Genomic DNA, 13,491 nt, shown 5'->3' with positions numbered 1-13,491 from the left:
GTCTCCCCTGTTTTCCCGGCCCCCGCCGCAACGTCAACTTTATACGCTTCCTTAACTTCACAAAATTGTGAAAGTAGCGTACGTTCAGAAACATGACGAAGGCGATCACGGTGGCCGGACTGCACAAGTCCTTCGGCCGGACACACGCGCTGGACGGGCTAGACCTCATCGTCGAGGGCGGTGAGGTCCACGGCTTCCTCGGGCCCAACGGCTCCGGGAAGTCCACCACCATCCGGGTGCTGCTGGGCCTGCTGCGGGCCGACTCCGGCGCCGCCCAGCTGCTCGGCCGCGACCCGTGGCGAGACGCGGTGGAGCTCCACCGGAAGGTGGCGTACGTCCCGGGCGACGTCACGCTGTGGCGCAACCTCTCCGGCGGCGAGGTGATCGATCTGTACGGGAGCCTGCGCGGCGGCCTCGACCGGGCCCGGCGCGCCGATCTCGTCGACCGGTTCGAGCTCGACCCGACCAAGAAGGGGCGTACGTACTCCAAGGGCAACCGCCAGAAGGTCGCCCTCGTCGCCGCTTTCGCCTCCGACGTGGATCTGCTGATCCTGGACGAACCCACCAGCGGACTCGACCCGCTGATGGAGGAGGTCTTCCAGGAGTGCGTGGCCGAGGAGCGTGCGCGCGGGCGGACGGTCCTGCTCTCCAGCCACATCCTCAGCGAGGTCGAGACGCTCTGCGACCGGGTCAGCATCATCCGCCAGGGGCGGACGGTGGAGACGGGCTCGCTGGCGGACATGCGCCACCTGACGCGTACGAACATCAGCGCCGAGCTGGCCGCCCCGCCCAACGGGCTCGCCCGGCTGCCCGGTGTCCACGACCTCGAAGTCCAGGGCCTGCGGGTCACGCTCCAGGTCGACACGGACAAGCTGGACGCCGTCCTCAAGTCGCTCACCGCGTCGGGCGTACGGACGCTGACCAGCACTCCGCCCACGCTGGAGGAGCTGTTCCTGCGCCACTACGCAACCGACACGGCGGACACAGCAGGCGCGACAGACACGGCGGACGCTCCTGGAAAAGGCGAGGGCGCGGGGGCGGTGGCGCGATGACTGCCGTGACCATGACCACCCCGGCCGGCGCCCGGCGCCGGACCCGGGCCGCGACCGGGCAGCTCGCCGGGACGTGGACGCTGCTGCGGCTCGCGCTGCGGCGCGACCGGATCATGCTGCCGATCTGGGTGCTCGCCCTCGGCGGCTCCTTCTCCTCCGTCGGCAACTCCATCGCCTCGATCTACGACACCGCCGCCCAACGTGCCGAACTCGCCGCGTCGATGAACGGCAACAGCTCCCTCCGCGCCATGTACGGCCCGGTCTTCGACGACTCGGTCGGCGGACTCGTGAGCTGGCGGATGGCCGCCTTCGGGGCGGTGCTGGCGGCCGTGATGAGCCTGATAGTCGTCGTACGGCACACCCGGGAGGAAGAGGAGACCGGCCGTCAGGAGATGCTTTCCTCCGCGATGGTGGGGCGCCGCGCCCCGCTGACCGCCGCCCTGCTCGCCGCCGTGATCGCCAACACGGCACTGGCACTGGTGATGGGCGCGGGCCTGGCGGGGTCGGGCGCGGGCGGCGCCGGGGCGGTGGCCCTGGCCCTGGCGGTCGCCGGGACCGGTGTGCTGTTCGCCTGCACGGCGGCGATCGCCGCCCAGTTCACCGAGAGCGCCCGGCTCGCCAAGGGGCTCACGGCGGCGGTGATCGGTGCCGCGTTCGTCCTGAAGGCGGCGGGCGACTCGGCTTCGGACGACGGCTCGTCCGTGCTGACCTGGCTCTCCCCCATCGGCTGGGCGGAGAACGTCCGGGCGTACGCGGACGAGCGCTGGTGGGTGCTGCTCGTCCTCGCGGCGGCCGTGGTGGTCCAGGCCGTCCTCGCGTACGGGCTGGCCGGGCGGCGCGATGTCGGGATGAGCTTCCTGGCGACGAGACCGGGGCCCGCGCGGGGACGGATCTCCACGGCGTTCGGTCTGGCGCTGCGGCTCCAGCGCGGTGCGCTGACCGGGTGGACGCTCTCCTTCGCGGTGGTCGGTGTCGCCTTCGGCGGGCTGACCGGCGGGGCGGCCGATCTCGTCGGCGACAACGCGAAGACCAGGGAGGTCTTCGAGCGGATGGGCGGTCAGGCCGGGTTGACCGACGCGTTCCTCGCCGTGATGATCTCCGTGCTCGGGATGGTCGCGGCGCTGTACATCGTCGCGTCGGTGCTGCGGCTGCACGGCGAGGAGACCGTCGGACGTGCCGAACCGGTGCTGGCGGGCGGAGTGGGCCGGACGGGGTGGGCGGCCGGTCATCTGGTCATCGCGTTCGGCGGCGCGGCCCTGCTCATGACGGCCGGCGGCCTCGGCCTGGCCCTCGGCTACGGCCACGAACTCCCGGCCGTGCTGGGTGCGTCGCTGGTGCAGCTCCCGGCGATCTGGCTGCTCGGCGGGGTGACGGTCCTGCTGTACGGGGCGTTCCCGAAGGCGGCGGTGGCGTCCTGGGGCGTCGCCGGGATCTGTCTGGCGCTGGGGTGGCTCGGGCCCGCCGTCGACATGCCGCAGGCGGTGATGGACATGTCGCCGTTCACACATCTGCCGAAGCTGCCGGGCGGCACGGGAATGGAGTGGGGCCCGGTGCTCGCGCTCACCGCCGTCGCAGTGGCACTGGTCGGGACCGGGGTGGGGGCGTTGCGCAGGCGCGATGTCCTGACGTGACGGGGCGTTGCGGGACGATACGGGCCCTGGATGGTCCCGGGAAACCCGGCGGGCGCAACCCCGCCGGGTTTCCCGGGCGTCACTGCGTGCATGGAGAACCGAAGCGAAGCCGTCCGTGGGGCCGTCGGATGCCTGGTCGTCGCCGCGGGCGCGGCGGCCGGGGTGCTCGCCTGGGCGCCGTACGGCAGGCACGGCATCTTCGGCGGCTTCGAGGGCGAGTCGGAGTGGAACGTGCTCTGGCTCGGGCTTCCGGTCATGACGCTCGGCGGCATCGCGGCCGGGCTCGTCCTCGTCGCCCTCGCGGGGCGGAAGTGGCGGCGGGCGCTCGGGGCGGCGGTGGCGCTCGCCGCCCTCACCGGTTTCGGGGTGGCCTTCGACGTACTGGAGGGCCCGCCGCTGGCCTGCGGACCGGGGTGCTGAGCGCGGGGCGGCCCCGCGCCGCCCCGGCTGTCGTCACAGCTCCACGCGGAGTTCCTTCAGACCCCTGATCACATAGCCCGGGTTCCACTCCGGCTCGGCCGCCAGCCGCATCCGCGGGGCTCGGCGCAGCAGTTCACCGAAGGACGCGGCCAGTTCGACCCGGGCCAGTGGGGCGCCCAGACAGAAGTGGATGCCCGCACCGAAGGTGATGTGCGGGTTGTCCTGCCGGGCCAGGTCCAGGGTGTCCGGGTCGGTGAAGCGGGCCGGGTCGCGGTTGGCCGAGCCGAAGAGCAGCGCCACCTCCGAGCCGCGCGGAATGACTGTGCCGTCGATCTCGATGTCGTCCAGGACCCAGCGCTCGAACATCTGCAACGGGGTGTCGTACCGCATCAGCTCCTCGATGGCCGTCGGCAGCAGGCCGTGGTCGGCGCGCAGTGCGGCCAGCTGCTCGGGGTGGCGCAGCAGCGTCCACCAGCCGTTCACGGTGGTGTTGACGGTCGCCTCGTGGCCCGCGTTCAGCAGCAGCACACACGTGGAGATCATCTCCTGTTCGCTCAGTCGCTCCCCCTCGTCGTGGGCGGCGATGAGCGCGGAGATCAGATCCGTACCGGGGTTCTTGCGCCGCTCCTCGATCAGCTCGCGCAGATACGCGGAGAAGTCGAGCGAGGCGCGGACGGCGGCGTGCGCGGTCTCCTCGGACGGGTTCAGCTCGAACATTCCGCAGATCGCCGCGGACCAGGGCCGCAGCGGGCCCCGGTCGGACTCCGGGATGCCGAGCATCTCGGCGATGACGGCCACCGGCAGCGGCTCGGCGACCGCCGTGAGCAGATCGCCGCCGCCCGCCTCGACGAAGGAGTCGACCAGCTCGGCGGCCAGCCGCCGCACGGTCGGGACGAGTTGCTCGACCGTACGCGGGGTGAACGCCTTGGAGACCAGGCGCCGGATCCGGGTGTGGTCGGGGGCCTCCAGGTCGAGGAGCCCCTGTCCGTTGAGGGTGTGGAAGGGCTCGTGCCCGGCGGGCGGCGGCGTGCGGCCGAACTCCTCGTGGGTGAAGCGGTGCAGGTACGTGCGGCCCAGGCGGCGGTCGCGCAGCAGCGCGGACACATCCGCGTGGTGCGGGACGAGCCACTGGTCGGTCGGCTCGAAGCGGTGCACCCGGCCGGTGGCGCGCAGTGCGGCGTAGGCGGGGTACGGGTCGGCGACGAAGGCCGGGGACCAGGGGTCGAAGGGGGCATCGGCCGCGGAACGGGGGGACTGGTGCATAGCCGGACGCTAACCGCATCCCCGGGCCGCCGACCACCCCCGGCCACGGACCGACCCCAGCCATCCCCCGGCCAAGGACCGACCCGGCCATCCCGGGTCACGCCCCCGGCCAAGGACCGACCCCAGCCATCCCGCGGCGGCGACCAGCGGCCCAGACCTCTCCCGGCCGCCGACCGCCCCCGTCCGTCTCCCGTCCACCACCCCGTCTCAGGAAGGTGTGACCAGGCGGGCCTCGTACGCGAAGACGGCCGCCTGGGTGCGGTCGCGCAGTCCCAGCTTCACCAGGATCCGGCTCACATGGGTCTTGATGGTGGACTCGGCGACCACCAGATACGAGGCGATCTCCGCGTTGGACCGGCCCTGCGCGATGAGGACGAGCACCTCCGTCTCGCGCTCGGTGAGGTCGCCGATCCGGGCCAGCGCGGGTGAGCGCGGGGCCTCCGCGAGCTTCGAGAACTCGTTGATCAGCCGCTTGGTGACGGTCGGCGCGAGCAGTGCCTCGCCCGCGGCCACCACCCGTACCCCGTCCGCGAGCTGGCGCGCGGAGGCGTCCTTGAGGAGGAAGCCGGACGCCCCGGCGCGCAGCGCCTGGTACACGTACTCGTCGAGGTCGAAGGTGGTCAGCACCAGGACCTTGGCGTCCGCGTCAGCGGCGACGATCTCGCGGGTGGCCTCGATGCCGTTGAGTTCCGGCATCCGGATGTCCATCAGGACCACGTCGGGGCTCAGGGCCGCGACCTGTGCGATGGCCTGTCGGCCGTCGACCGCCTCGCCGACGACCTCGATCCCCGGCATGGCGTTGAGGAGTACCGAGAAGCCCTCACGGACCATCATCTGGTCGTCCACGATCAGCACCCGGATGGACGGGGCCGGGACGGTGGAAGTGCCCGTGCCGCTCATGCCGCTCATGCCCGGTCCGCCTGTTCCAGGGGCTCGGAACCGGTCTGTACGGGGATGAACACCGTGATCTCGTACCCGCCGTCGGTGGTCGCGTCGGCCGTCATGTCGCCGTTCAGCATCGCGACCCGCTCCCGCATCCCGGTGATCCCGTGGCCCGCGCCCGGTGAGGGCTTCACCGGACCGGTGGGCGGCCCGTTGACGACACGTACACCGAGCCCGCCCAGCACATAGCCGATCTCCACCCTGGCGGTGGCGCCCGGTGCGTGCCGCAGCGTGTTGCTGAGGGCCTCCTGGATGATCCGGTACGCCGACAGCTCGACCCCCTGCGGCAGTTCGCGCACCGCACCCGTGACGGTCTTCTCCGTCGTCAGGCCCGCCTCGCTCACGTTGGCGAGGAGCCCGTCGAGCTGGGCGAGCGTGGGCTGCGGGGCGTCCGGCGCCTGGTAGTCCTCGGCGCGTACGACGCCGAGGACCCGGCGCAGCTCGGTGAGGGCGGCGACGGCGTTCTCCCGGATCGTGACAAAGGCCTGCTCCAGCTCGGGCGGCGGATTCTCCACCCGGTACGGGGCGGCCTCGGCCTGGATCGCGACGACCGACATGTGGTGCGCGACCACGTCGTGCAGCTCACGGGCGATGGTGGTGCGCTCCTCCAGCAGTGTGCGCCGGTCGCGCTCGACGGCGGTCACAGTCCGCTGCACCGTCACCTCGCGCTCCGCGTCGCGGCGGATCTGCACCGTGGAGACCACCAGCAGGGCGAACGCCGAGGTCAGGGCCATCCCGAAGGTGGTGGTCCCGGGCCGCCAGACGAGGTTCTCCATGACCACACCGAGCAGTGTGGTCAGGCCCCACATCCAGGCCGCGGTGCGCCGCCCGGTCCTGGCCGCGACGACGATCAGCACGACCAGGTGCGCGAAGAACGTGACCGGCCCCCACGGCCACCCGCCGTTGCCGAACACCGCGGTCACCGGCGTCAGCAGCAACGACATCCAGAACGCCCCGACCGGCCTGACCAGCGTCATCGCCACAGCGATGGCCGGGAACACGGCGAGCACCTCGGCGAGCGGATACTCCGCCTCGGCCACCCCCAGCAGAAAGACGATGAGCGCGGCCAGCACCACGACCGCGTGCAGCGCCCAGGTCGCACGCTCCCGCATCCGCTTCGGCAGTTGGCGGATCACCGGCCCGTCGGTCCCCAGCCGCGGCATCGGGCGGTAGGCGAACGCGTCGTTGAAGAGGGACTGCCGGAGGCCGCCTATCGCCCCCGCCGCCAGTTGGAACTCCGGGCTTCTGCTCTTGGTCTCGGTCACGCTTCCACGTTAGGCGGGCGGGCCCGGCCCGGTCGTCAGCAGTGATACGGATTCCGGGCCGTCCATCGCAAGTACTACGGACTCCGCCGAGCGGCCTGCCCAGCTCGCCAGGCGACCGGAAACGTCCCTCACCAGGCGAGCTGTGCGAGCTCCTCCGCCACCACCGCGCACGCGTCCGCCGCCGGGTCGATCAGCGGGAAGTGACCCACCTCGGGCAGCAGGGTCAGCCCCACCGTCTCGCCCGCCTTCGCCGCCGCGTCGACGAATGCCTCCGCGACCGCCTGCGGCACGTCGATGTCGGTGGTGCCCTGCACCACAGTGGTGGCGATGCCGGTGGGCAGCAGCACGGCCGGATCGGCGTGCGCGGCCCGATCCGCGAAGTCCTCATCACCGCCGAGGAGTTGACCGACCGCCCCCGAGCACACGTCCAGCCCGACGGCGGTGGCGAAGTCTGCGATGGGTGCGAGGGCGACGACGCCCCGCAGCTGCGGCGGCGCGGGCAGCCGCCACGGCGACCCCTCGGGCAGTACGTGCCGGGCGGCGGCCCACAGCGCCAGCTGCCCGCCGGCCGAGTGCCCGGTGACGACGATCCGCCGGGCGTCGGCCTCCGGGAGTTCCCGGGCCAGCAGCGCCGGCAGCGCGTCCATCGCCGCGGCGACGTCGTCGAAGGTCTCCGGCCAGCGGCCCGCGACCGGACCGGAACCCCGCTGCTGCGGGATCTCGCCGCCGCGCCGGTACTCGACGCTGGCGACGGCGAACCCGCGCCGGGCCAGGAAATCCGCGAACGGCGACACGTGCTGCCGGTCGTACGGCGCCCGCCATGCCCCGCCGTGCAGCACGACCACGACCGGCGCCCCGGTCCGCCCGTCGCGCGGGGCGTAGAAGTCGATCAGCTGGTCGGGGTGGCTGCCATAGGAGGCTGACGCATCGGGGGCGACCGGTGGATGCGAGAGGGCCGATTCGGTCTCGGCTGCGTCCCGATCACGCGCGGCAGAATCCGACATGCTGCTCCAACCGTCCTGTAGCTGTGCCCAACTGGCCTGACCTGCGGGGACGGTACCAGTACGGAAGGTTCCCGTCCCCGCGGAGGATCACGGGCCCAAAGATGCCCGCGGGCTTCCCCTGCTACTGCTGGGCCAGCACCTCGCCCAGCACCCGGGCCGCCCGCTCCACGTCCGCGAACCCGACGTACAGCGGCGTGAATCCGAACCGCAGCACGTCCGGCCGGCGCAGGTCACCGACGACGCCCCGGGCGATGAGTTCGTCCATCACCTGTTCCGCGTCCTCGCAGCGCAGCGCGACCTGGCTGCCGCGCTCCGCGGGTGCGGGGGTGATGGAGGGGACCCGGCCCTCGGGCGCGTACCGGGCGACGCACTCCTGGAAGAAGTCCGTCAGCGCCAGGGACTTGGCCCGTACCTCGTCGATGGACACCCCGTCCCACACGTCCAGCGCTGCTTCGAGCGTGAGCATGGAGACGATGTCGGGGGTGCCGACCCTGCCTCGTACCGCGCCGTCGGCCGGGGTGTATTCAGGTGTCACGCCGAACGGGTCGGCGTGCGAGGTCCACCCCGGCAGGGGCGAGTCGAAGGCCGCCTGGTGGCGCTCGGCGATGTAGATGTACGCGGGCGAACCGGGGCCGCCGTTCAGGTACTTGTACGTGCAGCCGACCGCCAGGTCCACGCCGTGCTCGTCGAGGCCGACGGGCAGGGCGCCCGCGCTGTGGCACAGGTCCCAGACGGCGATGGCGCCCGCCCCGTGCACGGCGGCGGTGAGTCCGGGCAGGTCGTGGAGCCTGCCGGTGCGGTAGTCGACATGGTTGAGCAGCACGGCCGCGGTACGGGGGCCCAGCGCGTCCGGCACCTCGGCGGGGGCGACCGGGACGATCCGGTGGCCGGTCATCCGGGCGGCGGACCGGGCGATGTACCCGTCCGTGGGGAAGGTCGTCGCGTCGACGAGGATCTCGTCGCGGCCCTCCGGCGCCAGCCGGGTCGCGGCGACGACGGCCTTGAAGACGTTCACGCTGGTGGAGTCGCCCACCACGATCTGTCCGGCGGCGGCGCCGACGAGCGGGGCGATCCGGTCACCGATCCGTTCCGGCGCGGTCCACCAGCCGCTCTCGCCCCAGGACCGGATGCGCAGCTCGCCCCACTCGCGGGTGAGGACCTCCTGCACCCGGGCGGGCACGTGCGCCGGCAGCGCGCCGAGCGAGTTGCCGTCGAGGTAGACAGTGTCGTCGAGGGCGAAGAGCTTGCGCCGGTCCGCGAGCGGGTCGGCGGCGTCGAGTGCCGCGGCCCGCGCGGCGAGGGACTCGGAGGCGGCAGCGGAGGTCTCGGACGTGACTGCGGAGTTCTCGGGCATGGCAGCGGAGGTCTCAGACATGGCTGCGCGCCGTCCACAGCTCGGGGAAGACGTTCTTCGTGGCCCGCTTCTCCAGCCAGGCGACCCCGGCGGATCCGCCGGTACCGGTCTTCGAGCCCATGGCGCGCCGCGTGGCGACGAGATGGTCGTTGCGCCAGCGCCACACCAGCTCGCCGACGTCGGTGAGCGCCTCGCCGAGCCGGACGAGCTCGTCGTGGTGCTCGGGGTCCGCGTAGATCTCCGCCCAGACCGCCTCGACCTCGGGCGACGGTTCGTACTTCCGCGTCAGGTCCCGGCCGAGCACGGCCTTGGGTATGGCGAACCCGCGCCGGGCGAGCAGCGCCAGCGTCTCGTCGTACAGACCCGGCTCGCCGAGCGCCTTCTCCAGCTCGGCGTGGACCCGGGGCGCGCCCCGGTGCGGCACCAGCATGGACGCGGACTTGTCGCCGAGCAGGAACTCCATCCGCCGGTACATCGCCGACTGGAAACCGGAACCCTCGCCGAGCGCGGAGCGGTAGGAGTTGAACTGGGCGGGGGTGAGCTGGGCCAGCGGCGTCCAGGAGGCGTTGAGCGCCTCCAGCTCGCGCACCGAGCGCTTCAGCGCGTCGCGGGCGACATTCAGCCGGTCCTGGCGCAGGGCGTGCGCGGCGGTCTCCCACTCATGGACGATGACGGTGAACCACAGCTCCATGACCTGGGTGGTGACCAGGAAGACCATCTCGCCCGGATCGTCGGAGAGAGGGTGCTGGAGATGGGTCAGGACATCCGCCTGGACATAGTCCTCGTACGGAGTCGTACCCGCGAAGTCGAGGTGCGGGGTCTGCGCACCGGTGGCTTCGGGGTCGGGGTGGATCGTCGACATTGCTGTCTCCTCGACACAAGCTTCCGGGTAGCGGTCCGCCCCTTCCGTGAGGTGATGGAGCTCCGGTCCCCTGTCGGCATCCTAAGCGGACACCGGGAGAACGTGCAGGCCCCGCGGACGACGATATGTCCGCGAGGCCCAAAGCACCTTCTCGCAACCCTTGGGGGGCCCGGCGGCCCTAACCCAGCGTCTCGGCGGCGGTGGGCGAGGAGTCGCGCAGGAACGTCGAGCAGCGCTCGTACTCCTCCTGCTCACCGATCGCCCGCGCGGCCCGTGCCAGGGCGTGCAGGGCGCGCAGGAAGCCGCGGTTCGGCTCGTGCTCGAACGGCACGGGGCCGTGTCCCTTCCAGCCGGCCCTGCGCAGCGCGTCCAGGCCGCGGTGGTAGCCGGTGCGGGCGTAGGCGTACGACTCGACCACGCGGCCGGCGTCGTACGCCTCGTCGGCGAGCTGCGCCCAGGCCAGGGACGAGGTCGGGTACTTCGCTGCGACGTCGGCGGGGGCGACGCCGTTCGCCAGCAGTTCGCGCGGCTCCGGGTCGTCGGGCAGGTGGGTGGGGGGCGGGCCCCCGAGCAGGTTCTCGTGGATCGACATGGGTTCAAGTGTGCCTGGCGCCCGCCCGCCGGGGGCACCCGGGCGTCGGCGTGCGCGGTCAGCGTGCGCCCGGGTTCTGCTCCTCCTCGTGCGCCGGTTCCAGGGGCGGTGCGGCGATCCCGCAGTGCACGGTGCACTCGGGCCGCACCTGCTCCTTCTCGTCCGCCGTGACCGGGGGTCTGCGTACGGTCACCCAGGCGATCGCCGCCCCCAGCACGAGGAGCCCGGCGCACATCGGCATGGCCCGGCGGAAGGTCGCGGCGAACTCGTCGGCGTTCCGGTAGGCCTCCGGTCCCATTCCGGCGAGCAGCGGCAGCGCGGCCACCGCGATCAGCCCGGCGGCGCGGGCGGCCGCGTTGTTGATCCCGCTGGCGAGGCCGGCCCGTGCGGTGTCCACGGAGGCCAGGACGGTCGCGGTGAGCGGTGCGACCAGGGTGACCAGTCCGACGCCGAGAACGGCGACCGCGGGCAGCACGTCGGTGAGGTAGCCGGACACGGTGTTCGACCCGGGCCCGACCCGCAGCATCAGCAGCATTCCGGCGGCGGCGACCAGCGGCCCGGCCGTGAGCGGAATACGGGGCCCGATGCGCTGGCCCAGCTCGCCCGAGGCGGCCGAGAAGAGCAGCATCAGGACGGTCGACGGCAGCAGCGCCGTGCCCGCGCCGAGCGCCGAGTACCCGGCCACCACCTGGAGCTGGATCGCGGAGAGGAAGAAGTAACCGCCGAGGGCCGCGTACACGCAGAGGGTGATCACATTGACAACGGTGAACTGCCGGGACGCGAAGACCGAGGGCGGCAGCATCGGTTCCGCCCGGGTGCGCTCCACCCGTACGAAGAGCGCCCCGAGCAGCACCCCCGCGACGGCCGCCCCGATCACCGCCCCGGACGCCCCCTGCCCCGGCGCCTCGATCAGCGCGTACGTCACCAGGGCGAGGGCGAGCGCCGCGAGCACGGCGCCCAGCACGTCGAAGCGCCCGTGGGCGTGCGGGTCGCGTGATTCCGGTACGTGGCGCAGCGCCACCGGCACACAGACCGCGGCGAGCGGCACATTGAGCAGGAACACCCACCGCCAGCCCGGCCCGTCGACCAGCCATCCGCCGACGAACGGCCCGACGGCGGCCCCGACCCCGCCCAGCCCCGACCACAGCCCGACCGCGCGGGCCCGGTCGTCGGGGTGGAAGCTCGCCTGGATCAGGGCCAGCGAACCGGGCGTAAGGAGCGCCCCGCCGATGCCCTGGAGAGCGCGGGCGGCGATCAGGACGGCGGCGTTCGGCGCCAGACCGCACAGCACCGACGCGGCGGCGAACCAGACGACGCCGACGACGAAGACCCGCCGCCGCCCGTACCGGTCGCCCAGGGCGCCGCCGAGGAGGATGAGTCCGGCGAGGGTCAGCATGTAGGCGTTGACGGTCCACTGGAGCGCGGCCAGGTCGGTGCCGAGGTCCTTGCCGATGCGGGGCAGTGCGACGTTGATGACGGTGGAGTCCAGCATGGCCATGCTGGAGCCGAGGACGGTGGTGAGGACGACCCAGCGTCCGGCGGCGGAGGCGACGCGGATGGCGCCCGGGGTTCCCGTCTCGGCTGCGTCAGGCATACGAGCAGCATCCCCGCTCCGGGCCGGGAGAGCCATCCGGCGGCGGCGCTCCCGGCCGACGGGGGGCGGCTGCACGGATCTCCCGCACGACATCGGGCGGCACCGAGCGACACCAGGCGGCGCCGGGCCCCGGGCAGCACCGGGCAACACCGGGCAGCCTACGACGCCTACGCCGCCCGCCCCGTCACCGCCCGCACGCCCCGGATCAGCGCGTCCACCCCGGCCTCCGTCTTGGCGCGCGGGCATCCCACGTTCAGCCGCACGAAGCCCTCCGCGCCGTACACCCCGCCCGGCATCACCGCGACCTTCTCCCGCTCGATCAGCACCCGCTGCAATGCCTCGTCGCCGTCGACACCGGCGGGCCGCAGATCGATCCACGCCAGGTATCCGGCCTGCGGCGGCCGCCACCCCAGCTCCGGGAACGCCTCGCCCAGCCGTTGCGCGACCAGCGCCAGGTTCCCCGCGACGTACTCCCGCACCGAGTCCAGCCACTGTGCTGACTCCCGGTACGCGGCGATGTGCGCGGTCAGCGACAGCACCGCCGGGGAGGCGAGCCCCTCGGCCGTCTCCATCCGGCGCAGGAACTCCGTCCGGTCGGCCGGATCGCCGATCAATCCGTACGAACCGGTCAACGCCGGGAAGTTGAACGCCTTGGACGCGGAGGTGACCAGCGCCCAGCGCCCGTCACCCGCGACCCGCGTCCACGGCACATGCGTATGCCCCTCGTGCACGAAGTCCGCGTGTATCTCGTCGCTGATCACCGCGACGCCGTGCCGCGCGGCGAGCGAGGCGATCTCCTCCAGCTCGGCCGTCGTCCACACCCGGCCGGTCGGATTGTGCGGGGAGCACAGGACCAGGACCTTGCTGTCGGGGCGGGCCAGCTCGCGTTCCAGCGCGGCCGGGTCCCCCACCGGCACACCGCGCAGCTCCCGCCCGAGCCCGGTGACCGCCTTGCGGAAACCGTCGTAGGTGGGGGTGTGGACGACCACGCCCTCGCCCGGCGACGTCCACATCTGCAACAGCTGCGAGAGCTGGCTGAGCACGGAGGGCCCGTACACCAGCTGCCCGGTGTCCACCTCCGTGCCGTACCGGGTCGCGTACCAGTGGGCTATCGCCGAGCGGAAGTCGCCCTGCCGCCAGTCGGTGTAGCCGAACACCCCGTGGCCGAGGCGGGAGCGCAGCGCGTCCAGCACCTCCGGGGCCGTCTCGAAGTCCATGTCAGAGATGGTGAACGGCAGCAGCCCGTCCACCCCGAACCGGTCCGCGACCCCGTCCCACTGGACGCACCAGGTGCCCCGGCGGTCGACGACGGTGTCGAAGTCATAGCGCGCGCTGGAAGCCACAGCGACTCCTTACGTATGTATCTGTCAGAAAACGTCCCTCGGACATGCCGTGGGGGGGGGGCCCCCCCCCGGGGGGGGGGCCCCCCCCCCCCCCCGGCCCCCCGGCCCCCCCCCCCCGCCGGGGGGGGGGGGGGGCGGGGGGTGTGGGGGGCCCCGCGGCGCCCAGCGC

12 protein-coding genes are annotated in these 13,491 nt (G+C 72.8%); 3 read left to right on the top strand and 9 right to left on the bottom strand.

Annotated elements, in window-relative coordinates:
* The first annotated feature begins 92 nt into the window (after nt 1–92).
* The 3 genes from ACIRJP_RS30075 to ACIRJP_RS30065 all read left to right on the top strand — a co-directional run bounded on the left by ACIRJP_RS30075 (nt 93) and on the right by ACIRJP_RS30065 (nt 3,103).
* Nucleotides 93–1,052, top strand: a complete 960-nt coding sequence (locus ACIRJP_RS30075) for an ATP-binding cassette domain-containing protein (protein ID WP_404180716.1) — start codon at nt 93–95, stop codon at nt 1,050–1,052.
* Nucleotides 1,049–2,683 carry an ABC transporter permease gene (locus ACIRJP_RS30070; RefSeq protein WP_404180713.1) on the top strand — a complete coding sequence of 545 codons (1,635 nt, stop codon included), beginning with the start codon at nt 1,049–1,051 and terminating at the stop codon, nt 2,681–2,683. Before ACIRJP_RS30075 ends, ACIRJP_RS30070 begins: the two co-directional genes overlap by 4 nt.
* A gap of 90 nt (nt 2,684–2,773) precedes the next feature.
* Nucleotides 2,774–3,103 (top strand): hypothetical protein, encoded by a 330-nt coding sequence (locus ACIRJP_RS30065; RefSeq protein WP_388666219.1) that lies wholly within the window; start codon nt 2,774–2,776, stop codon nt 3,101–3,103.
* 33 nt (nt 3,104–3,136) lie between these two features.
* On the opposite strand, the gene ACIRJP_RS30060 is transcribed toward ACIRJP_RS30065, so the two are convergent.
* The 9 genes from ACIRJP_RS30060 to ACIRJP_RS30020 form a co-directional block, all read right to left on the bottom strand.
* Nucleotides 3,137–4,366, bottom strand: a complete 1,230-nt coding sequence (locus tag ACIRJP_RS30060; protein ID WP_404180710.1) for a cytochrome P450 — start codon at nt 4,364–4,366, stop codon at nt 3,137–3,139.
* A 207-nt stretch (nt 4,367–4,573) separates the two neighbouring features.
* Nucleotides 4,574–5,266, bottom strand: a complete 693-nt coding sequence (locus tag ACIRJP_RS30055; protein ID WP_404180897.1) for a response regulator — start codon at nt 5,264–5,266, stop codon at nt 4,574–4,576.
* 5 nt (nt 5,267–5,271) lie between these two features.
* Complete coding sequence (locus ACIRJP_RS30050; protein ID WP_404180707.1) at nt 5,272–6,573, bottom strand: sensor histidine kinase; 1,302 nt, start codon at nt 6,571–6,573, stop codon at nt 5,272–5,274.
* A gap of 128 nt (nt 6,574–6,701) precedes the next feature.
* Complete coding sequence (locus ACIRJP_RS30045) at nt 6,702–7,577, bottom strand: alpha/beta hydrolase family protein (RefSeq protein WP_404180704.1); 876 nt, start codon at nt 7,575–7,577, stop codon at nt 6,702–6,704.
* A 121-nt stretch (nt 7,578–7,698) separates the two neighbouring features.
* Nucleotides 7,699–8,931 (bottom strand): kynureninase, encoded by a 1,233-nt coding sequence (gene kynU / locus ACIRJP_RS30040; RefSeq protein ID WP_404180894.1) that lies wholly within the window; start codon nt 8,929–8,931, stop codon nt 7,699–7,701.
* A gap of 13 nt (nt 8,932–8,944) precedes the next feature.
* A complete protein-coding gene (locus ACIRJP_RS30035; RefSeq protein ID WP_404180701.1) occupies nt 8,945–9,793 on the bottom strand; it encodes a tryptophan 2,3-dioxygenase family protein in 849 nt (282 codons plus the stop codon).
* Nucleotides 9,794–9,971: 178 nt separating this feature from the next.
* Complete coding sequence (locus ACIRJP_RS30030) at nt 9,972–10,385, bottom strand: DUF3151 domain-containing protein (RefSeq protein ID WP_328512431.1); 414 nt, start codon at nt 10,383–10,385, stop codon at nt 9,972–9,974.
* A 58-nt stretch (nt 10,386–10,443) separates the two neighbouring features.
* Nucleotides 10,444–11,979: an MFS transporter gene (locus ACIRJP_RS30025; RefSeq protein WP_404180698.1), complete on the bottom strand. Its 1,536-nt coding sequence runs from the start codon at nt 11,977–11,979 to the stop codon at nt 10,444–10,446.
* Nucleotides 11,980–12,146: 167 nt separating this feature from the next.
* Nucleotides 12,147–13,322, bottom strand: coding sequence for a MalY/PatB family protein (locus ACIRJP_RS30020; protein ID WP_404180695.1), 1,176 nt, complete (start codon nt 13,320–13,322; stop codon nt 12,147–12,149).
* Between the last annotated feature and the right edge of the window lie 169 nt (nt 13,323–13,491).

This window comes from Streptomyces sp. NPDC102437 (assembly GCF_044765565.1).
Taxonomy (GTDB): domain Bacteria; phylum Actinomycetota; class Actinomycetes; order Streptomycetales; family Streptomycetaceae; genus Streptomyces.
This window is presented reverse-complemented; position numbering and strand designations above follow the sequence as displayed.

What these genes read in the sequence shown, in the direction of transcription:
- ACIRJP_RS30075 (WP_404180716.1), top strand. Translation starts at nt 93, where the DNA reads ATGACGAAGGCGATCACGGTGGCCGGACTGCACAAGTCCTTCGGCCGG.
- ACIRJP_RS30070 (WP_404180713.1), top strand. Translation starts at nt 1,049, where the DNA reads ATGACTGCCGTGACCATGACCACCCCGGCCGGCGCCCGGCGCCGGACC.
- ACIRJP_RS30065 (WP_388666219.1), top strand. Translation starts at nt 2,774, where the DNA reads ATGGAGAACCGAAGCGAAGCCGTCCGTGGGGCCGTCGGATGCCTGGTC.
- ACIRJP_RS30060 (WP_404180710.1), bottom strand. Translation starts at nt 4,366, where the DNA reads ATGCACCAGTCCCCCCGTTCCGCGGCCGATGCCCCCTTCGACCCCTGG.
- ACIRJP_RS30055 (WP_404180897.1), bottom strand. Translation starts at nt 5,266, where the DNA reads ATGAGCGGCACGGGCACTTCCACCGTCCCGGCCCCGTCCATCCGGGTG.
- ACIRJP_RS30045 (WP_404180704.1), bottom strand. Translation starts at nt 7,577, where the DNA reads ATGTCGGATTCTGCCGCGCGTGATCGGGACGCAGCCGAGACCGAATCG.
- kynU (WP_404180894.1), bottom strand. Translation starts at nt 8,931, where the DNA reads ATGCCCGAGAACTCCGCAGTCACGTCCGAGACCTCCGCTGCCGCCTCC.
- ACIRJP_RS30035 (WP_404180701.1), bottom strand. Translation starts at nt 9,793, where the DNA reads ATGTCGACGATCCACCCCGACCCCGAAGCCACCGGTGCGCAGACCCCG.
- ACIRJP_RS30030 (WP_328512431.1), bottom strand. Translation starts at nt 10,385, where the DNA reads ATGTCGATCCACGAGAACCTGCTCGGGGGCCCGCCCCCCACCCACCTG.
- ACIRJP_RS30025 (WP_404180698.1), bottom strand. Translation starts at nt 11,979, where the DNA reads ATGCCTGACGCAGCCGAGACGGGAACCCCGGGCGCCATCCGCGTCGCC.